Source organism: Acinetobacter sp. (assembly GCF_049284435.1).
In the GTDB taxonomy this organism is placed as follows: domain Bacteria; phylum Pseudomonadota; class Gammaproteobacteria; order Pseudomonadales; family Moraxellaceae; genus Acinetobacter.
This window is the reverse complement of sequence record NZ_JBAPXX010000105.1, coordinates 1-19,062: the sequence shown is the minus strand read 5'-3', so window position 1 is coordinate 19,062 and position 19,062 is coordinate 1. Positions and strand designations below refer to the sequence as shown.

20 protein-coding genes are annotated in these 19,062 nt (G+C 43.0%); 8 read left to right on the top strand and 12 right to left on the bottom strand.

Features of this window, described 5'->3' with window-relative positions:
* The 3 genes from WAK81_RS09205 to WAK81_RS09195 all read right to left on the bottom strand — a co-directional run.
* On the bottom strand, positions 1-170 hold a 170-nt coding region (locus WAK81_RS09205; protein ID WP_422196575.1), incomplete at its 3' end, for a nucleoside monophosphate kinase.
* Positions 171-261: 91 nt separating this feature from the next.
* Entirely contained in the window at positions 262-1,578 is a 1,317-nt protein-coding gene (locus WAK81_RS09200; RefSeq protein WP_422196572.1) for a hypothetical protein, read from the bottom strand.
* A gap of 65 nt (positions 1,579-1,643) precedes the next feature.
* Positions 1,644-2,162: a hypothetical protein gene (locus WAK81_RS09195; protein ID WP_422196571.1), complete on the bottom strand. Its 519-nt coding sequence runs from the start codon at positions 2,160-2,162 to the stop codon at positions 1,644-1,646.
* Between the two features lie 238 nt (positions 2,163-2,400).
* Between WAK81_RS09195 and mrdA the strand changes: the two genes are divergently transcribed.
* Together mrdA and rsmD are read left to right on the top strand one after the other, a co-directional pair.
* Positions 2,401-4,452 carry a penicillin-binding protein 2 gene (gene mrdA / locus WAK81_RS09190; protein WP_422196570.1) on the top strand — a complete coding sequence of 684 codons (2,052 nt, stop codon included), beginning with the start codon at positions 2,401-2,403 and terminating at the stop codon, positions 4,450-4,452.
* Positions 4,453-4,454: 2 nt separating this feature from the next.
* A complete protein-coding gene (gene rsmD / locus WAK81_RS09185; protein ID WP_422196569.1) occupies positions 4,455-5,024 on the top strand; it encodes a 16S rRNA (guanine(966)-N(2))-methyltransferase RsmD in 570 nt (189 codons plus the stop codon).
* 75 nt (positions 5,025-5,099) lie between these two features.
* Here the strand turns inward: rsmD and WAK81_RS09180 are convergent, their stop codons facing one another.
* The gene (locus tag WAK81_RS09180) at positions 5,100-5,318 is read right to left on the bottom strand and encodes a hypothetical protein (RefSeq protein WP_422196574.1); all 219 of its coding nucleotides are present in this window, start codon (positions 5,316-5,318) and stop codon (positions 5,100-5,102) included.
* Positions 5,319-5,555: 237 nt separating this feature from the next.
* Between WAK81_RS09180 and WAK81_RS09175 the strand changes: the two genes are divergently transcribed.
* The 3 genes from WAK81_RS09175 (at position 5,556) to WAK81_RS09165 (ending at position 7,611) form a co-directional block, all read left to right on the top strand.
* The gene (locus tag WAK81_RS09175) at positions 5,556-6,290 is read left to right on the top strand and encodes a sulfite exporter TauE/SafE family protein (RefSeq protein WP_422196568.1); all 735 of its coding nucleotides are present in this window, start codon (positions 5,556-5,558) and stop codon (positions 6,288-6,290) included.
* A 98-nt stretch (positions 6,291-6,388) separates the two neighbouring features.
* Positions 6,389-7,150, top strand: a complete 762-nt coding sequence (locus WAK81_RS09170) for a 3-oxoacyl-ACP reductase (RefSeq protein WP_422196567.1) — start codon at positions 6,389-6,391, stop codon at positions 7,148-7,150.
* A 134-nt stretch (positions 7,151-7,284) separates the two neighbouring features.
* Positions 7,285-7,611, top strand: coding sequence for a hypothetical protein (locus WAK81_RS09165; RefSeq protein ID WP_422196566.1), 327 nt, complete (start codon positions 7,285-7,287; stop codon positions 7,609-7,611).
* A gap of 71 nt (positions 7,612-7,682) precedes the next feature.
* On the opposite strand, the gene WAK81_RS09160 is transcribed toward WAK81_RS09165, so the two are convergent.
* Together WAK81_RS09160 and WAK81_RS09155 are read right to left on the bottom strand one after the other, a co-directional pair.
* Complete coding sequence (locus WAK81_RS09160) at positions 7,683-8,231, bottom strand: 1-acyl-sn-glycerol-3-phosphate acyltransferase (protein ID WP_422196573.1); 549 nt, start codon at positions 8,229-8,231, stop codon at positions 7,683-7,685.
* A 425-nt stretch (positions 8,232-8,656) separates the two neighbouring features.
* Positions 8,657-9,811 carry a LuxR C-terminal-related transcriptional regulator gene (locus WAK81_RS09155; protein WP_422196565.1) on the bottom strand — a complete coding sequence of 385 codons (1,155 nt, stop codon included), beginning with the start codon at positions 9,809-9,811 and terminating at the stop codon, positions 8,657-8,659.
* 227 nt (positions 9,812-10,038) lie between these two features.
* Here WAK81_RS09155 and WAK81_RS09150 point away from each other — a divergent pair, with 227 nt between their 5' ends.
* Entirely contained in the window at positions 10,039-10,533 is a 495-nt protein-coding gene (locus WAK81_RS09150) for a copper resistance protein NlpE (protein ID WP_422196564.1), read from the top strand.
* Between the two features lie 65 nt (positions 10,534-10,598).
* On the opposite strand, the gene groL is transcribed toward WAK81_RS09150, so the two are convergent.
* From groL to WAK81_RS09130, 4 genes are all read right to left on the bottom strand, one after another.
* On the bottom strand, positions 10,599-12,233 hold the full coding sequence (groL, locus tag WAK81_RS09145; RefSeq protein ID WP_253172540.1) for a chaperonin GroEL: 1,635 nt from the start codon (positions 12,231-12,233) through the stop codon (positions 10,599-10,601).
* 69 nt (positions 12,234-12,302) lie between these two features.
* Positions 12,303-12,593 carry a co-chaperone GroES gene (locus WAK81_RS09140; protein ID WP_004646315.1) on the bottom strand — a complete coding sequence of 97 codons (291 nt, stop codon included), beginning with the start codon at positions 12,591-12,593 and terminating at the stop codon, positions 12,303-12,305.
* 168 nt (positions 12,594-12,761) lie between these two features.
* Entirely contained in the window at positions 12,762-13,538 is a 777-nt protein-coding gene (locus tag WAK81_RS09135) for a metallophosphoesterase family protein (RefSeq protein WP_422196563.1), read from the bottom strand.
* The gene (locus WAK81_RS09130; protein WP_422196562.1) at positions 13,519-14,457 is read right to left on the bottom strand and encodes a diacylglycerol/lipid kinase family protein; all 939 of its coding nucleotides are present in this window, start codon (positions 14,455-14,457) and stop codon (positions 13,519-13,521) included. The genes WAK81_RS09135 and WAK81_RS09130 overlap by 20 nt, the downstream gene beginning before the upstream one ends.
* Before the next feature lie 417 nt (positions 14,458-14,874).
* Here WAK81_RS09130 and WAK81_RS09125 point away from each other — a divergent pair, with 417 nt between their 5' ends.
* Positions 14,875-16,704, top strand: coding sequence for a phosphoenolpyruvate carboxykinase (GTP) (locus WAK81_RS09125; protein WP_422196561.1), 1,830 nt, complete (start codon positions 14,875-14,877; stop codon positions 16,702-16,704).
* 134 nt (positions 16,705-16,838) lie between these two features.
* Positions 16,839-17,261 (top strand): hypothetical protein, encoded by a 423-nt coding sequence (locus WAK81_RS09120; protein ID WP_422196560.1) that lies wholly within the window; start codon positions 16,839-16,841, stop codon positions 17,259-17,261.
* A gap of 73 nt (positions 17,262-17,334) precedes the next feature.
* Here the strand turns inward: WAK81_RS09120 and WAK81_RS09115 are convergent, their stop codons facing one another.
* Both WAK81_RS09115 and folD read right to left on the bottom strand, forming a co-directional pair.
* Positions 17,335-18,003 carry a class I SAM-dependent methyltransferase gene (locus WAK81_RS09115; RefSeq protein WP_422196559.1) on the bottom strand — a complete coding sequence of 223 codons (669 nt, stop codon included), beginning with the start codon at positions 18,001-18,003 and terminating at the stop codon, positions 17,335-17,337.
* A gap of 190 nt (positions 18,004-18,193) precedes the next feature.
* Positions 18,194-19,042 (bottom strand): bifunctional methylenetetrahydrofolate dehydrogenase/methenyltetrahydrofolate cyclohydrolase FolD, encoded by an 849-nt coding sequence (folD, locus tag WAK81_RS09110; protein WP_253143894.1) that lies wholly within the window; start codon positions 19,040-19,042, stop codon positions 18,194-18,196.
* Positions 19,043-19,062 lie beyond the last annotated feature (20 nt).

Below are 19,062 nucleotides of genomic sequence, written 5' to 3'. Positions count from 1 at the left end.
CCACCGCTCTCCATCACGCTTTTAGCTTTAAGACCTAATTCAGTACCTTCACGAATTGCAGCACGGAGCATATCACCGGTTGAAATTTGTGGGACATTGTAGCGCTTACAGATCAACTGAGCTTGTGTGCCTTTACCTGCTCCAGGTGGTCCGAGTAATATAATGCGCATAAAAAAACATCCTCATTTAACAATGTATATGACGCTTTGTTCATGCCAAATCTATTGATTCGCCATGTAGTCCAGCATCCAATTAATCTAATTATAAGAAAGCCACAAACAAATGTATTGTACCTGCTATAAATCCAGTTACGCCACCCAGAACAATCAAAATCCATTCGTCTTCCTGAAAAGCAGGCCGTAATAAATTTTGAAACTCTCTTGGTGTCAACTCCAGAATACGCTCTCTAAACATTTGATAGATTTTCTGTGCACGGCTCGCATTAAACGCAGGGTCGCATACAGGCACCATCGTAATTTCAATTGAGCGATCGATCAAGTCTGTCTTGAGTTTTGCATACTCTTTTGGCCCTAAAGACAGCTGTAAAGAGGTCCGAACCAGGGGTGTTTCCATAATTTCATTAATATGACGTTTGACAATGCGGCGGGTTTTGTCTTTTTTACCACCATACATCATCTCGGTCATGATCGATTTTAACGTAATCAGATCTTCTGTGACTACACTTGCGAAGACGTCAGAGACTTCATCCTGACGTTTCATAAATGCACCTTGTATGTTATAGGTGCCAATACGCGGAATCACCGGTTTAATCCACGGAAACTTGCGGTTTGTGGTACGGCTAAAGAATTGCGGGTACTTTACCGGGTGTGGATAGAGCGGATTGAATACCATCCAGATTGCGATCCAGTTGGTCAAAAAGCCCCAGATGGCCGCCCAGAACGGTACGGTCCAGTGCCACGGCACCACAAACCAGACAATCATCTGGAAAATACCAAAGAACATCCCGATGAGTGCACTGATATGCCAGATAAAGTTGATTTCTTTTTGACCCACTTTCAGAAACATACGCACCATCAAGCGACGGTCGCCTTCCATCTGGCTGACTACCATTTCACGCATATCCACAAGTGACTCGACGTTCATGGTCAGTTCAGTCACTAATTCACGCAAAATTGCCGGCATTTGTTTTTGTGCTTGTGCATAAATTCTGCGCTTAATAGCAAAAGGCAGGTTTTCCCAAAGCACCGCATTGCGATCCATCATGACTTCATCAATCAGATGTTCCAGTTCGAAACCGACCTGTTCCCCAATGATCCGTGCCATATCATCCGGATCCATCGCCTGTAAAAATTCGCGGATAGAACCTAATTTTGACAACGTGTTATCGGTAATAATGCCTGAAATACGTCCAGCTTTGCGTGGCACAATCCCTTGCCAGCCCACAGGTAAAGGCCCGAGATGAAACCCCCAAAAATTGATCGGATAAAAGACCATTTTCAGCGCCATCCAGACGTGAGCCCAGGTTACAAATGCAGTCACTGGAATAATGCTGAGCACGGCCCAAAAATCCGGGCGGTTTACAAAGATTTGCCACAACTCGTTGACGTACTCAAGCATGCATAACTTCCATATTTAATTTTTTGTTCACAGAATACACATATTAATAAGGTCGAATATTTTGTCTATAAACCGATACTTAAAGTATAGGAAAATTGTAGCCGGGGTTCTGTTTCAGCCACGACGTGGCCTGTTCGGTCTTTGAGTTTCTCTCCGGCACCAATCCCGACACTAAAACTGCTGATCCGTTCTGAACTAAGCAAAACATAGGCCAGATCAATACCAGCACCTAAACGGCCTTCATCCTTGCCATCAACCTGTTTGCTATCGATATGACCAGTATAGACCCCGACATAATAACCATTTTTGTCCTTGCCGGTGAGATGTGCAGGATACCGAAAGCCTAGCTGCGCTCCGATCGTATGATCATCATCCAGAAAAACACCACCTTTCACATAAGCAATCCCATAAGGATTAACCCATTCTGTATTTAGATGGAATAATTCCTGAGTAACACCAACGCCAACATTAAAAGATTTTGCCTGAACAGGCTGTGTTTGGGTGGCAGTAGTATTAATTTGATCCTGTGCATAAGCCCCGTTCGCCCACAATGCAAACGCTAACAAAGGGTAAACCTTGTTCATTCCTTCACCATCTTCCTTAATTATAGTTTTTGGTATAGTCCTATTTTTATTAGATTTTACTGTATCAGAATTATCACAACTCTTATATACAGCACTTTACAATTTTAATGTCTGCAAAGTCAAAGCTTAAAGGAACTGATTGCAAGGTCAGTTTTTCATTATCAAATCAAGTGCAGTTGCGTTAGAATACTCCACTTTGATTCTTTTCTACTACTCTCAGGTCTTAAGTCGATCGCGTATGAAGCAGCACTTTCCTTTAAAAAATGCACAACAAGAAAAGCGCATCTATCGCAGTCGAGTCTTGATTTCTATTGGTATTGTCATTTTCTTTATGCTGCTGCTAGTCAGCCGCTATGCCTATTTGCAACTGTTCAACTTTGAAAGCTTTACTACTGCCTCTGACGAGAACCGGATTCGTCTGCAACCCCTACCCCCAGCGCGCGGTTATATTTATGACCGTAACGGTGTTCTGCTGGCCGATAATTACCCAGTATTTACTGCCACTTTAAGTCGTGCCGACGTACAGGATATCGATCAAACGCTCGAACGCCTGAAACCGATTCTGGAACTGACCGAAGAGGATCTTGAACGCTTTCAAACCCGGATTAAAACAGCACGTAAAACCGAACGGGTTTCAATCAAGCTCAACCTGAACGAAAATGATATTGCCCGTTTCAGTGAAGTAAAATATCAGTTTCCGGGTGTCAATATTGAAACCCAGATGACCCGCTACTATCCACATGGCGACCTGTTTGCACATGTGATTGGTTATGTCGGTCGGATTAATGACAAAGAACTGAAAGCCATTGATAAGGATCTCTATGCCGGAACCAACCTGATCGGGAAAATCGGGGTGGAAAAATCCTATGAAGAGCTGCTGCATGGTGTGCCGGGAAATGAATCGGTAGAAGCAGATGCCTTTGGTAATGTGCTGCGTCATTTGGGTCGTAAAGATCCGGTGCGTGGTAATGATCTGTTTCTGTCTCTCGATTACGGTTTGCAGGTAGTAGCTTCAGAGCAACTGGCCGGGCGTCGTGGCGCGATTGTGGCGATGAATCCTAAAACTGGAGAAATTCTGGCGCTGGTGTCCAGTCCAAGCTTTAATCCGAACCTGTTTGTGACCGGGATTAGCACCAAAGATTATTCATTCCTACGCGATAATCTGGATCAACCTTTATATAACCGTGCCGTGCAAGGGGTTTATCCGCCCGGGTCTACTATCAAGCCTATGTTTGCGCTTGGTGGTCTGCATCATGGTCTGGTCGACTGGGATACCACTATTTCCGATCCGGGTTATTTTAGCCTGCCGGGAGACAGTCACCGTTTCCGTGACCATAAAAAATCCGGGCATGGCGCAGTGAATATGCATAAAGCGCAGGTCGTCTCCTGTGATACTTATTTCTATGTCATGTCCTACCGCATGGGCATTGAAAAAATGAATACCTGGATGCGTCAGTTCGGCTTTGGCGAAAAAACCGGAGTAGACTTACCAAGTGAAAGCTCAGGACTGTATCCAAACCCGGAATGGAAGATGCGTACCCGCAAGGCTAAATGGTCACGTGGTGAAACCATTTCCGTCAGTATTGGTCAGGGTGCTTTTACCTCTACGCCGTTACAACTGGCTATGGCCACTGCGATTACCGCCAACCATGGCAATAAAGTCATTCCTCATGTGCTGCGTGAAAGTCGTGGTGCCAAACCGTTCAAAGTGCATAATGGTACGCATGGCAAGATCGATTTTAACGGCCAGGAAGAAGACTGGATCAAGATGCGTGATGCGATGGTGGACGTGATTCAATCCGGTACAGGCCGAGGCATCAAAAGCGGCTTACAATATTCTATTGCCGGAAAAACCGGTACGGCACAGGTCAAAAGTATTGCTCAGGGCAAGCGCTATAATGAATCCTTATTGACCGATCGTCAGCTGGATCATGGCCTGTTTGTCGGTTTTGCACCTGCTGAAAATCCTGAAATCGCGATTGCTGTCATTTTGGAAAATGGTCGCGGTGGTAGTGCCGCAACGGCTCTGGCCCGTCCAATTTTTGATTACTGGTTACTGCATAAAGATAAAAATCCGGTACGCCCACAAGGTCACCAATTAAGTGGTGGTCTGATGACGGCCGGAATCAAGCCAGCTGAATTGCCAAGTGGTGCAGGCATGTTGAGTCAGGATGCAGCATCTAGTGCCGTTCCAGCCAGTGACCAGCCCGAAATGACTGCTCCGACTTCTGCAAATACGGCTGCATCTCCCGCAGCAACACCTGCTCCAACACCGGTAGAGCGAGACTAAAGATGAAAAACCAGCTTCGAATTATTGGTGGTGACTGGAAACGCCGCCAATTACCTTTTGCCAGCATTGAGGGTTTGCGCCCGACGCCTGACCGTGTTAGGGAAACACTGTTTAACTGGCTGATGTGGGATGTACAAAATGCCCAGGTTTTGGATGTTTGTGCCGGTTCTGGGGCATTAGCGTTTGAGGCATTATCGCGTGGGGCTGCCTCAGTGGTGATGATTGAACCTGATCGTACTCAGGCACAATTTCTGACTCAGAATCTGGAACTGTTAAAAGTCACCAAAGCACGTGCCCAATTAAAAGTGGCTACGGCGCAGCAAGCTTTGCCTACCCTTCAGGCACAGTTTGATCTGGTTTTTCTAGATCCGCCATATAGCTTAGATTTATGGGAAGAACTAGCGCTAAAGGCAGATCCTCTGATCAAGGACAATGCCTATATTTATGTAGAAGCAGATCGTGATTTACAATTGCTTAAATTGCCGTCCTCATGGCGTTTAATTAAAAATACCAAAGCCGGTACAGTTCGTGCGGGGCTTTATCAAAAAACACCTTCGCAAGAGCACAATTAAAAAGGATTCCTTGAACAAGAAATCCTTTAAATCAAATAAAAGTGGTGAGACATTAATACTCGGGCAATAAACCCGTTAACGAGCCGGAGGTGGAGGAGGCGGATTCCGATCGTTTTTGTTAGGATTATGCCAGTTAGGACGGTCTTTGTTGTTATTCCAGTCCCGATCACCATATTGTCGATCATGATGTTTATCCCGATCTTTATGACCGCGATAATCATCGTGAGGATCTACAACACAACCGGTTAATGAGACTGCCAATACAGAAAATAATATTACTCTTTTCATGTTCATTACCTCTTGCGGTACAGGTTTCAGTATCCGGCAATTTGATTGATAATTCAGAAACTCCGTGTTGGATTCTTGTTTTATTTTATGCTTTGATTTCTTGATTTCCGATGCAGACAAGAGCTAAATTCCCTGGCGTTTATATCAATTTGCACTGAGATTTGCATAAATACCACTAAGCAAGTACTTGGTTTTTCCAGTTATCTTTTTAATACTACTGACTTTAATTTCGTACCGATCCTTATGACCTGGTTGTTATTTATTGTGGGTGCAATGGTCGCGGGTTTCGTCCAGGGGCTGACCGGCTTTGCCTTTGCCCTGATCGCCATGTCTTTCTGGATTTGGGTACTGCCTCCGCAACTGGCCGCGCCCTTGCTGGTATTTACCTCGATCTGGAGTCATGTGATTTCCCTTAGTCAGGAACAAAAGCAGCCGGTTTTATCCAGACAGTTGGTGCTGCCTTATCTGGTTGCTGGTTTGATTGGCGTGCCGCTTGGTACTTATCTGTTGCAGATCATTCAAGCAGATACCTTTAAGATGATCTTGGGATTTTTTCTGGTACTTTGGTGTCCGGTGATGCTGCTCAATCCGCAATTCAAAACGATCCAGCATTCAGGAAAATTGACTGATAGCTGCATCGGTTTTATTGGCGGAATTCTAGGAGGACTGGGCGGTTTTTGCGGTGCCATTCCTTCGGCTTGGGTGATGTTAAAACAATTACCCAAAGCCCAGCAGCGCTATATTTTGCGGCACTTTAATTTTGCAATTCAACTCTTCACCCTTGGTACGTATCTATGGCAAGGCCTGATCAATCAAAGCCATTTACCATATCTGGCATTGCTGATTGTTTTTGTGAGTATTCCGGCAATTTTAGGCGCAAAGCTATTTTATAAAATTTCAGAATTACTGTTTAAACGCATGATCTTAAGTTTACTCTTTAGCGCAGGCTGTTTTCTATTAGCGTCCCAATTCATTTAAACACAAGATCAAGCTGAGTCTGTCTTCCCCGCTAAAGCTTGAATCCGGTGAAATAACTGCTATGTTAAGGCCAATCTTTGTCAATATAGATCATCATTATGCAGATTCGTGATCAGATCGTTCTTGTTACTGGCGGTGCACGTGGTTTAGGTTTGGCCATTACTCAGGCTTTACTGGCTGAGGGTGTGCGCGTAGTCGTCAACTATCATAGCAGTCAGCAGCAAGCCGAACAGCTGGCCCAGCAATATCCTACGCAGGTATTTATTTACCAGGCAGATGTCACTCAAGCTGATCAGGTACGCGCTTTATTTGCCGCGGCTAAAACCCATTTCGTCGAAGCGATTCATGCTGTAGTCAATAACGCACTGATTCAGTTTGAATTTAATGGCGATGCACGCCCTAAAATAGAAACGCTGACTTGGGAAATGTTGCAACGGCAATTTAGCGGTGCGGTACAGGCAGCTTTAAATACTACACAAGCCGCACTGGATGATATGAAACAAGCAGGGTTCGGCCGGATCGTGAATATTGGTACAAACCTCGTGCAAAATCCGGTGGTTCCTTATCATGACTATACCGCTGCCAAAGCTGCATTGTTGGCCTTTACCCGCACCACGGCACAGGATTTGGGACAATATGGCATTAATGTGAATATGCTCTCTGGTGGTCTGTTACAAACGACCGATGCCAGTAAGGCCACACCTGAATTTGTCTTTGACCTGATTGCTCAATCTACGCCTTTACGCCGCGTAATTACACCCGAAGAATTCGCTGCTGCAATCCTGATGTTTTTGTCGCCTTATTCACGTGCAGTGACAGGACAAAACCTGATTGTAGATGGTGGTTTGGTCAAAGGTTAGTTGTTTAGAGAATGGACTTGGATTTTCAAATTCTGTTGTTCTATTTTTTAACCATTTGGTAGATTAAAAAGGTTTTGTGACCGGGTTTTACTTCTACAATAGTGCGCTCCCATAAAACCTTTAGTCTACTTTCCATGAAATTTATCACGACATTGCTCAGTACCTTGCTGCTGGCAGGTTGTATGTCTAGCGATTTGAAAAAATCAGAACAATTACTGCAAAATTTCCATTGTGCCAAGGTAGATACCGCACAAATGCCACATAGCAGTATGACCGACTATTATCAGCAGATGTTGTATAGCAGCAAATCCAAAGTCGAGTCTTATATCAAGCAATATCGTCAGGGTGAAGATCTGTTTGACCTGCCATTGCATGAAGTGGTGGAGCAGCAATATGGTCTGTACAAAGATGCCTGCCAAAATCTGGGTGGAATTTTGCCTGCTTCTGAAAATGCATATTAAGTCTGTAAATCTTCATGATTATTAGGCAATAAAAAAGCAGGAGAATTTTCCTGCTTTTTTTCAATTCAATTTTAACTCTGATAATAACGCTGATCTACACTAAAGCATTCAGGGAATTTTGGCTGAATATCTGCATAAAAGGCCATGATTTCTGCCATATCTTTTTCATAATCCCCTGTCGGATAAACAATTTTACCTACGCCAGTTTTCTTCTTGGCATAGTCCATATAGGCCAATGCAATCGGCACACCTGCATTGATCGCCACATGGTAAAAACCTGCCTTCCACTGTTCCTGCTTGGCACGAGTCGCTTCTGGCGTCACCAGCATCACCAGTTTAGAATGGGTCTTGAATAATTCCGTCATCACCTGAACCATACTCGGACGAGGCTCACCCGGCTGTTTAGGACGGCGATCAATCCCGATACCGCCCATAGCACGCACAAAAGGCCCAAATGGCAATTTCATGTAACTGTCTTTAATGGTTAAGCGAACATTTACGCCCAATGCTTTTAAGGCCAGTCGCGCATACAGTGCATCCCAATTACTGGTATGAGGAGCAGCAATCATGACACACTGGTCTAAATCTAGGGGCCAATGGTTATCAATTTCCCAGCCCATCAGGTTCAGGCTTTGTTCTGCTAACTTCTCAAACACGTCACGCACCAATTCTATTCAAAATTGCGCGAATTTTAGCAACCTCGGCAAATATAGATAGTGCTATATGATCAATAAATAAACAGTTAATCTATATTTGTATAATTATATTTTTCAAATGAAAAGTTAATTTTCAGTTCCAGTATTTTAATTGCATTGATGAATAAATCATCAAATGGGTTTATTGTCTTATCTCTGAAGTGAAGCAAAAGATGAGGATATTCGGACTCTAAATATGCCCAATACAGACTTGCCGAAAATTGATTACGGACATTAATATTCTTATAACATTCTTGCCTTCAGCTTGAACTCCAAAGCCCCGTCCAACTGAGAACGGGTCAATTGATTTGGAGAAACTATCTTAAATTTTCACTTTAAATCGGGCCATTTTAATCAATATGTTCAAATTGAATGGTACAGCCCATCAATAAATGCATCAGTTCGATTTGCGAACAACATTGGGTTTTTTCATAAATATTTTTAAAATAAGTCCGCACCGAACTCAGCGTAATGCCACACTGTTCTGCAATATCTTCTATTTTATAACCATTAATTAACAACTCGCATAAATCAAACTCTCGTTTGGAAAGCTGGTAACACTGTTGTAGGTAAGTTCTTGACAGGGAATAATGCTGGTTTTTATCCGTCATAAATAAGGCAATCTGATGCTGAGCAGACTGTAAATGTTGCATATTTCTTAATTTCTTAAATGGCACCACCGTAAGCATGAATTGCGAGCCTGCCCCATCACTCAACGCCAAGACTCCACCCACTTCAGTCTGAATGGTCGTATCTTCCAGCAAAGCACTTTCTAATAGCTGATCAAAACGTATCTGCTGACCATAATTGGTTTTTAGACGGTTATGTATATCCAGATCCAGACATGAACTTTGATCAAGCATCTTTTGCGCAACAGGATTGGAATAACTTAAACACAGGTTTTGATCGAGCAGTACAATTCCGGTTTTTAAACTATCCAATACCGTATACAAGCTTAAATTATCTTGCTGAATCAAGTTGATTTGCCGGTGAATTTGCAAAGCCCGGCGTAAATGAATACTGATACGTCTTAGAAAATCCAGCTCAGGCTGTTCAAAAGGCTGTACTTCAGGTGCACGATGAATACCCAGTACCGCCCAACGATAATTTCCCCGATCCAGCAATACGCCCGCCAGATAAGATACACCGCCAGGCTTTAAACACTTCTCATAGAACACATAGTGATCCGTACCCGGCTGTTCTGCATAGTGCTGACAGTTATGACTTAAAGCATCGCCCATCTCGATCGCATTCCATAATGGCATATGCAGTTTCATATCAATCACTCTGACACGCTCATCTTGATAGGCGGCCAGACTTTCATTCGGGATATTGTGCGTGTAAACAAAATCATAGCCTGAATTAAGCTGATCCAGACCGGTAAAAATTGCACTCTTACTTTTAGTATAGCTCACGATATCTTTGATCACGTCCAGCCACAAAGATGGCAATACAGCAGCATCATAAATTTTTGCAATCAGATTATTTTCTTGTTCTAATTTCATTATCCCCTCCGCATTATCATTATTTTCTAATCATAGCGTTCAGAATTGGTTAACGAAACAGCATAAAGTGACTTTAAACTTGGCTAAAAATTCTTAAATCCTGCTCACTTATCAATAACTCTGACCTGATTCACCTAATGAATCAAACTTTAACAAGATTGCCCTATTTATCTATACTGACTACTTTTAATGTAATTGATAACAAATAATTTAATAGGGTCAAAACAATGAAAAAATTAACGCTTACTGCTGCGATAGCAGTCGTTATTGCAGGAGCTTTAACCGCATGTTCAAAGCCAAATGATAATGAGCCGATGAACAATAACGCTCAATCCAGCCCAGCCATGATGGAGCAAAAGAACGCGGATACCAGTGTGAACCGTGCTGATAGCGCAGAAACCTCGCTAGATTGGGCAGGTGAATACGAAGGTGTTTTTCCTTGTGCTGACTGTGAAAGAATTAAGGTCGTGTTAGATCTAAATCCGGATAAAACCTATGAGCTAAATGAGGAATATTTAGGTAAAAGTGGAAATAATGAGACCGAAACTAAAGGCAGTTTCAGTTTTGACCCTCAAGATCCTTCAATCATCACATTAGATAACAAAGCTGAAAACCGTAAATTCTTTGTCGGTGAAAATTTTATTGAAGCACGTGAGATGAAATCAGGTAAAAAAATTGACAGTAATTTAAATTATAAATTAGTTAAAAAGTCCGCATCATAATTTTGTAAACAGATAAAAAATCCCCGCTATTGCGGGGATTTTTTATGAAATGCTCGGATGATGAATTACATCATGCCGCCCATACCACCCATGCCGCCCATATCAGGCATTGCAGGTTTGTCTTCTGGAATTTCAGTGATCATGCATTCAGTCGTTAGCATCAAGCCAGCAACAGAAGCTGCGTGCTCAAGTGCAGAACGCGTTACTTTAGCAGGGTCAAGAATACCCATTTCCAGCATATCGCCATATTCGCCAGTTGCAGCGTTATAACCGAAGTTACCTTCGCCATTCTTCACAGCGTTGATCACTACAGAAGGCTCATCACCTGCATTAGATACGATTTGACGAAGCGGTGCTTCAATCGCACGGCGAAGAATGTTGATACCTACGTTTTGGTCATCATTCGCGCCTGTTACGCCTTCAAGTGCAGATGCAGCGCGTACTAGTGCAACACCACCACCCGCAACAACACCTTCTTCAACCGCAGCGCGAGTCGCATGAAGCGCGTCGTCTACACGATCTTTCTTCTCTTTCATTGCAACTTCAGTTGCAGCACCGATTTTGATGACAGCAACACCGCCAGCAAGTTTCGCTACACGCTCTTGAAGTTTTTCTTTGTCGTATTCAGAAGTAGATTCTTCGATCTGTGCACGGATTTGCTGTACACGGTCAGAGATTTGGCCGGCGTTACCAGCACCATCCACAATCACAGTATTTTCTTTAGACACAGTCACTTTATGTGCTGTACCCAAGTGATCAAGCGTCGTTTGATCCAGCTGCATGCCGATTTCTTCAGAAATTACAGTACCGCCAGTCAAGATCGCGATGTCTTGAAGCATAGCTTTACGACGGTCACCAAAACCAGGTGCTTTCACCGCACATACTTTGATAATACCGCGCATGTTGTTGACAACAAGCGTCGCAAGCGCTTCGCCTTCAACATCTTCAGAAATGATTAAAAGCGGTTTGCCAGTTTTAGCAACAGCTTCAAGTACTGTAATCAATTCACGAATATTGCTGATTTTTTTATCAACAAGAAGAATGAACGGATTTTCAAGTTCAGCTGTTAAAGTATCTTGCTTGTTTGCGAAATACGGAGAGATATAACCGCGGTCAAACTGCATACCTTCAACTACGTCAAGCGAATCTTCGAAGCCTGAACCTTCTTCAACAGTAATTACACCTTCTTTGCCCACTTTTTCCATTGCTTGCGCAATCAGCTGACCTACAGTCGTGTCAGAGTTAGCAGAGATCGAACCCACTTGCTCAATCGCTTTAGAGTCTGATGCCGGTTTTGCAGTTGCCTTGATGTTTTCAACTACAGAACGTACCGCAATATCAATACCGCGTTTCAAGTCCATTGGGTTCATACCCGCTGTTACTGACTTGATGCCTTCATTCAAAATTGCTTGTGCCAATACAGTTGCAGTCGTTGTACCATCACCTGCGATATCGTTAGTTTTTGAAGAAACTTCACGAACCAGTTGAGCACCCATGTTCTCGAACTTGTCTTTCAGCGTAATTTCTTTGGCAACAGTGACACCATCTTTAGTGATGTGCGGTGCACCAAAAGAACGGTCGATTACCACATTACGGCCTTTAGGACCCAGAGTAACTTTTACTGCATCTGCAAGGGTGTTTACACCAGCAATCATTTTTGAACGAGCTGAATCACCAAATTTTACGTCTTTAGCTGACATATTTGACTCCGAATATTGTTGTATCTTTACAAAATCTGATTTGGAACGAATAAAACTTTTTAGCGCAGATTAAGCTTCTAATACCGCTAAAATGTCAGATTCTTTCATGATTAAAAGCTCTTCTCCGTTTACTTTTACAGTAGTACCTGCATAAGTACCGAACAATACTTTGTCGCCAACTTTTACGTCTAACGCGCGTACGCCATTGTCAGTGATTTGACCATTACCAACTGCAATGATTTCACCTTGAGCAGGTTTTTCAGCAGCCGAACCTGGAAGTAAAATGCCCCCAGCTGTTTTAGTTTCTTCTTCAACACGACGAATAACAACGCGGTCATGTAATGGACGAATGTTGCTCATAAATAACTCCATCAGACTAAGTCTTTTTTAGGTCACTGATGACGACTTAATTATTCCATGGGTCATCATCAAAAATTTTTGATGTCACTTTTATGGAGATGGAATAAAACGCTTCAAGGGCAAAAATGAAAAAAAATTGGTTTTTTTTAACGAATCATAGGTTTTCGTCTATTTATTCGGCAGATCAGCTTTCAACATAAAGGATTGTGCCACTTCATCGAACAAATATTGAGAAATTTTTCCTGTGGCATCAATCAGATTAAAGCTGTTCGGTTCATTTTTATGCAGACGATTTGACGCAGAAGTACCCGCATGTACATCATATACAGGATGGTCCATCCCCAATCCGAACATCTGGTTCAGATCATAAATCGCCGGTTGATGCAGATGCCCATGCAACACCGCAAACAGACCATGCTCTGCCCAGGCCTGTAAAGCAATTTTGGCCATCAGTGGGCTGTCCTTGAAACCGCGCTTATTTTGAAAAGGCACATAAAAAGGCTGATGGCTGACAATGATTTTTAATTTGGAAGCAGGCGCCTGAGCCAGTTGCAAATCAATGCGCTGAATCTGCTCAAGGGATAAATGCCCTTTGGTATGATATCGACGTCGGATCGAATTCACTCCAATCAGGTAAAAATTTTCTGTTTCAAAGATTGGCTCCAATTCACCAAAAAAAATCTGGTAACGGGTAAATGGATTGAAAAGCCGATTCCATAAATGATAGAGCGGAATATCATGATTCCCCGGGATCACCATATAAGGCGTATTGAGCTGATCTAAAAATTTTTTACAGGCAAAGAATTGGCCCAAACGTGCGCGCTGGGTCAGATCACCACTGATGACTACAGCTTCAAGTGGATGGGTCTGACAGAAATGCCGAATCGCTTCTAAACACTCCGGCTTCTCTGTTCCAAAATGCAGATCAGACAGATGCAGGATCATGTGGCACCACTACGCTTAGGCTATCTTTTAATACAGAAATATTGAGTGGCGGGGACATTTCCACAATTTCCCCATCAATCGCCACCATCAGTTTCTTGGCTCTGGATTCGATTCGGACTTGATCGGCTGCAAAACTATAAACATCCGATGCCTGGTCAATCTTCCCACGAATCAGCTGATACACTAGCTTAAATAAAGTAAGCTTATCACTTTTAGAAACCACAACTCCCGCCACTTTGCCTTTTTCAGCCGCTTCTGCAATGCGCATTTTCATATCTGCCAGTTGCAAGGGATTATTGCCAAAAAAGATCAGTGGTGTTTTCACCGGATATTTCTTTTGATCCACCCAGATTTCCAGTTTTAATTCTTTACGGTCACGAATTAAAACATCCAGTGCAGAGGTATAGGCATGTAGCGGTAAGCGACCAAAAATACGATTATAGTCTTCACGTTTTTTAATAAATAAAGGATATAAACCTAGACTGGCATTATTCAGATAAATTTCCTGATTGATCCGGGCAACATTCATACGTTGAGGCTGCCCTGTCGCAATCACTTTTGCCGCTTCAAGCAAATCCAGCGGAATCCCCAATAATCTGGCCACATAGTTAAAAGTACCTAAAGGCAAAATGCCGACAGGAATTTGCGTATTCAATAAATGTTTGGCGACTGTATTTAAAGTGCCATCTCCGCCCGCCGCAACGATGATTCCTGACTCACTAGATGCCAAATGCTGTTCAAGCACCTCAGCCATAATTTTTTCAAATTGCTGTGAATCATTGATTTCATAAGCTTTAGTTTGATAACCCTGTGCTGAAAATATATCGATCAGCTGCTCATAAATGCCTTCTGGCCCCTGTATGCGAAAACCAGCTTTATGATTAAAAATCAGCGATAAGGGTTTAGATTGATTAGACATTTTTCGCGCAATTTCATTGAAGCCTATTGGCATTTTGTCCAATTCATAGACAATTAACAGTGGCTTTATGTAAAATTCAAATGGCAACCATTTATTCAATCAATGATGAATATTAGAGGTCTTATAAAATTAAGATAATGATTTTAATATTAATTTTTAAAATAAATACTATCCATCACTTAAATAAATAACATTAATAATTCAAATATTTAGTTTTATCTTGTTGTTTTACTTATATTTATAAATAAAATAGCATTATATTCCAAAAGAAATCTAGCACTTCTTTGGTCTTATTTTTTTTATCATTTTATGCTTTAATACAGCCACTTTTTTTCATATTTCATCTGGGCGATATTTTTTATTGCTCGGATTGTACTTTGTACATCTAATTTGTACACATTTGAGATAGGCCTCACCATGACCCAAGTGAACGCACCAGAATTCGTTCGTCACCCTAAGCTTATTGCTTGGGTGGAAGAGATTGCTAAATTAACAAAACCAGCAAAAATTGAATGGTGTGACGGTAGCGCAGAAGAATATCAACGTTATATCGACTTGATGATCGCTAACGGCACAATGCAAGCGCTGAATCAAGAAACTCACCCTGGTTCTTACCTTGCAAATTCTGATCCTTCTGACGTAGCACGTGTTGAAGATCGTACTTACATCTGTTCTGAAAACAAAGACGATGCTGGCGCGACCAACAACTGGGAAGCACCTGCTGTCATGCGCGAAAAATTGAACGGTTTATTTGACGGTTCAATGGCAGGTCGTACACTTTATGTGGTTCCATTCTCAATGGGTCCATTGGGTTCTCATATCGCTCATATCGGTATCGAGTTAACTGACTCTCCTTACGTTGCAGTAAGCATGTCTAAAATGGCTCGTATGGGTAAAGCTGTTTATGACGTTCTTGGTACTGATGGTGAATACGTTCCTTGCGTACACACTGTAGGTGCTCCGCTTGCGAACGGCGAAAAAGATGTTGCATGGCCTTGCAACAAAGAAAAATACATCGTGCATTACCCAGAAACGCGTGAGATTTGGTCTTATGGTTCTGGTTATGGCGGTAACGCATTGTTGGGTAAAAAATGTCTGGCATTACGTATTGCATCCTTCATGGGTCGTCAACAAGACTGGTTAGCTGAACACATGCTGATCCTTGGCGTGACCAACCCACAAGGCGAAAAACACTACATCGCAGCTGCATTCCCATCTGCATGTGGTAAAACAAACTTCGCAATGCTGATTCCACCAGCAGGCTATGAAGGCTGGAAGATTGAAACTGTAGGTGACGATATTGCCTGGATCAAACCAGGTGAAGACGGTCGCTTATATGCAATCAACCCTGAAGCTGGTTTCTTCGGTGTAGCGCCTGGTACAAATACCAAGACTAACCCGAACTGTATGGCGACTCTGCATAAAGACGTGATCTATACTAACGTTGCTGTAACTGACAACGGTGAAGTATGGTGGGAAGGTCTGACTAAAGAAGCACCTGCTAACCTGACCAACTGGAAAGGTCAACAGCATACTGGCGAAGAAAAAGCTGCGCATCCAAACGCACGTTTCACAGTATCTGCTGGTCAATGCCCTTCTATTGATGCTGACTGGGAAAATCCAGCTGGCGTGCCAATTTCTGCGTTCATCTTCGGTGGTCGTCGTGCAGACACAGTGCCTCTAATTTCAGAAGCATTTGACTGGGTTGACGGTGTTTATAAAGCTGCAACGATGGGCTCTGAGACTACTGCTGCTGCTGTTGGCCAACAAGGTATCGTTCGTCGTGACCCATTCGCAATGCTTCCATTTGCGGGTTACAACATGGCGGATTACTTCACGCACTGGTTAGAAATGGGCGAGCAAGTTGCTGCGAAAGCTGAAGCTGCTGGCAACAAACTTCCAGGTATCTACAACGTGAACTGGTTCCGTCGTGATGCTGAAGGCAACTTCGTATGGCCTGGTTTCGGTCAAAACATGCGTGTTCTTGAGTGGATCATTGACCGTTGTGAAGGTCGTGCTGATGCTGTTGAAACACCAATCGGCCTAGTTCCTACTTACGAACAGTTAAACTGGACAGGTTCTGACTTCACTAAAGAACAATTTGACCTAGTAACTTCCCAAGACAAAGATCAATGGATCAAAGAACTTGAAAGCCACACTGAATTGTTCGACAAGCTGGGTGAGCGTTTACCGGAAGCGTTAAAAACTCGTCAAGCAGAACTTATTGCTGCGGTTAAATCTGCTTAATTGCTGATTTAATTTAAAAAGGTCGCGTAAGCGGCCTTTTTTATTGGCTGTTTAAACAATTGATCACAATTGATCAGAGCAGCTGCCTAAGCAAAATATGGCATACTTAAGCCAAGACTTCAGGAACTATAAATATGAAAAGAACAACAGTAATTTTGGCTGTGGCTGCAAGCAGTTTTGTACTGAGTGCATGTCAGACCACACCCCATCAATTCAATGGACAAAGTGGCTATGAAATTCTGGAACGTTCAGGCAATACAGCAACCCTGAGCTACACGCTTTCAGGACGACCAAGCCAGGATGAAAGCCGCTTGCAAGCCGCCTGCAGACACGTATTAGGAAATTCCAAAACTTACAATATCCAGATTTTAAGCACCAATGAAATTTCCAATCCAACTGCGGAACAGGAAAACTATGGCCGTCAACTGGGTAATAGCCGCACGCAAATCAGCTTGAGCAATACGCCTGATTTACATAATAGCGAGAACCCGGGTGCACGCGAAGCCTTAGAAGCCCGCCCTACGACCATGCGGGTTATTCGTTATACTTGTTCTTAACATCAGATACTTAGTTACTTAATCAGAGTAAGACAATCAAAAAGGGCTAACTGCCCTTTTTGATTTTTCAACTTTAAAGTGTTTTATAGAAACTGACATTACGAAATTCAGGTGATTCATCCAGATCTGGCCAAGTCGTCGCACTACGCTCATCCAGTTTTTCATATTGAGGATGACTAAAGTTTTTTACCCGACTATCTGCAACCCACACCTCAGGTGCAAATTTTAAAAACTCATCCAGGAAAAAACGGTTACATTGGTCATAAAGCACATCTGCAGCTAATAGAATATCTACCTGTTCTGCCTTATATAGGTCATCCAGATATTCAAGCTCGACATCATTTAGTTCTGCATTGGCACGACAGGCATCCAAACTGACTTGATCAATGTCACAGCAAATCACACGTTTTGCGCCTGCCATTTTCGCTGCAATCGCAACTACACCCGATCCAGCCCCAAAATCCAGTACGACTTTGTCTTTGACATGATGCGGCTCTGCCAATAGCCACTGCGCCATCGCCAAGCCTGATGCCCAGCAAAAGATCCAGTATGGTGTATCGTTCCAGATGCAACGAATCACTTCATCATCCAGCTTATCTGTTGGAAATACCGGTGGAATCAACCATAAGGAGATGGGTGTATCGGGCAATTGTTGTGCATGCAATTCACAATGCGGAATGATGTCATGCAAGGCTTGAAGAAGATGTTCAGGGGCTTGGGGGAATTGAAACGTACAGCTCATTGGATTTTTATTCTTGGATGATCAAAATCTTAACTTCAAAGATTAAAGCTAAATTAATAAAGAAAGTTCCCTCTCCTGAGCAAGATTTAAAGCATTGCTTTTAAATCGAAGCGCAAGAGAGGGCTAGGGAGAGGATTATTTTTTAAATCCCTCACCCCAACCCTCTCCCACAGGGAGAGGGAGAATAGGATTAACCCAAAGCCTTCTCAGCAGCTTCAACCGTTTGACGGATCAAGGTTGTAATCGTCATCGGACCTACACCACCCGGAACTGGTGTGTAAGCAGAAGCAATTTCTTCAATGCCTACAAGTTGAATATCACCTACACCACCGCCATCACGTGGGTGGAAACCAGCATCAACAACAACTGCACCTGGTTTAATCCAGTCTTTTTGGATCAGTTCAGCTTTACCCACCGCACCGACAATGATGTCCGCTTGCTTAACAAAGCTTGCAAGATCTTGAGTACGTGAATGGCAAATGGTTACGGTTGCATTTGCTTCAAGCAGCATCGCAGCCATTGGTTTACCCAGAATTGCAGAACGACCAACCACTACCGCATGCTTACCTGCGATTTCGATATTGTTTTCTTTCAGAATCGTCATGATGCCCGCAGGAGTCGCTGAACCATAAGCAGCTTCACCCATCGCCATACGGCCATAACCCAGGCAAGTAACGCCATCTACATCTTTTTCAAGCGAGATTGCATCGAAACATGCACGCTCATCAATTTGAGCTGGAACCGGGTGTTGAAGCAAAATACCGTGCACATCAGGATTTGCATTTAATTTTTCAATTTCAGCCAATAATTCTTCAGTTGTGGTTTCTTTAGGAAGTTCCACTTTGAGTGAATCCATACCAACACGGCGGCAGGCATTGCCTTTCATGCGAACATAAGTTGCAGATGCGCCATCGTCACCTACCAAAATCGTTGCAAGAATTGGAGTACGACCTGATTTTGCTTTCAGCGCTTCTACGCGAGTAAACAAGTCAGCTTCAATTTGCTTCGCCAATGCACGACCGTCTAGAACTAATGCCACGGCACTTCTCCCAAGTGTTG

Excerpts from the sequence above, each read along its gene's own strand:
- WAK81_RS09200 (WP_422196572.1), bottom strand. The coding sequence starts at position 1,578 with ATGCTTGAGTACGTCAACGAGTTGTGGCAAATCTTTGTAAACCGCCCG.
- WAK81_RS09195 (WP_422196571.1), bottom strand. The coding sequence starts at position 2,162 with ATGAACAAGGTTTACCCTTTGTTAGCGTTTGCATTGTGGGCGAACGGG.
- mrdA (WP_422196570.1), top strand. The coding sequence starts at position 2,401 with ATGAAGCAGCACTTTCCTTTAAAAAATGCACAACAAGAAAAGCGCATC.
- rsmD (WP_422196569.1), top strand. The coding sequence starts at position 4,455 with ATGAAAAACCAGCTTCGAATTATTGGTGGTGACTGGAAACGCCGCCAA.
- WAK81_RS09180 (WP_422196574.1), bottom strand. The coding sequence starts at position 5,318 with ATGAACATGAAAAGAGTAATATTATTTTCTGTATTGGCAGTCTCATTA.
- WAK81_RS09175 (WP_422196568.1), top strand. The coding sequence starts at position 5,556 with ATGACCTGGTTGTTATTTATTGTGGGTGCAATGGTCGCGGGTTTCGTC.
- WAK81_RS09170 (WP_422196567.1), top strand. The coding sequence starts at position 6,389 with ATGCAGATTCGTGATCAGATCGTTCTTGTTACTGGCGGTGCACGTGGT.
- WAK81_RS09165 (WP_422196566.1), top strand. The coding sequence starts at position 7,285 with ATGAAATTTATCACGACATTGCTCAGTACCTTGCTGCTGGCAGGTTGT.
- WAK81_RS09160 (WP_422196573.1), bottom strand. The coding sequence starts at position 8,231 with ATGGGCTGGGAAATTGATAACCATTGGCCCCTAGATTTAGACCAGTGT.
- WAK81_RS09155 (WP_422196565.1), bottom strand. The coding sequence starts at position 9,811 with ATGAAATTAGAACAAGAAAATAATCTGATTGCAAAAATTTATGATGCT.
- WAK81_RS09150 (WP_422196564.1), top strand. The coding sequence starts at position 10,039 with ATGAAAAAATTAACGCTTACTGCTGCGATAGCAGTCGTTATTGCAGGA.
- groL (WP_253172540.1), bottom strand. The coding sequence starts at position 12,233 with ATGTCAGCTAAAGACGTAAAATTTGGTGATTCAGCTCGTTCAAAAATG.
- WAK81_RS09140 (WP_004646315.1), bottom strand. The coding sequence starts at position 12,593 with ATGAGCAACATTCGTCCATTACATGACCGCGTTGTTATTCGTCGTGTT.
- WAK81_RS09135 (WP_422196563.1), bottom strand. The coding sequence starts at position 13,538 with ATGATCCTGCATCTGTCTGATCTGCATTTTGGAACAGAGAAGCCGGAG.
- WAK81_RS09130 (WP_422196562.1), bottom strand. The coding sequence starts at position 14,457 with ATGTCTAATCAATCTAAACCCTTATCGCTGATTTTTAATCATAAAGCT.
- WAK81_RS09125 (WP_422196561.1), top strand. The coding sequence starts at position 14,875 with ATGACCCAAGTGAACGCACCAGAATTCGTTCGTCACCCTAAGCTTATT.
- WAK81_RS09120 (WP_422196560.1), top strand. The coding sequence starts at position 16,839 with ATGAAAAGAACAACAGTAATTTTGGCTGTGGCTGCAAGCAGTTTTGTA.
- WAK81_RS09115 (WP_422196559.1), bottom strand. The coding sequence starts at position 18,003 with ATGAGCTGTACGTTTCAATTCCCCCAAGCCCCTGAACATCTTCTTCAA.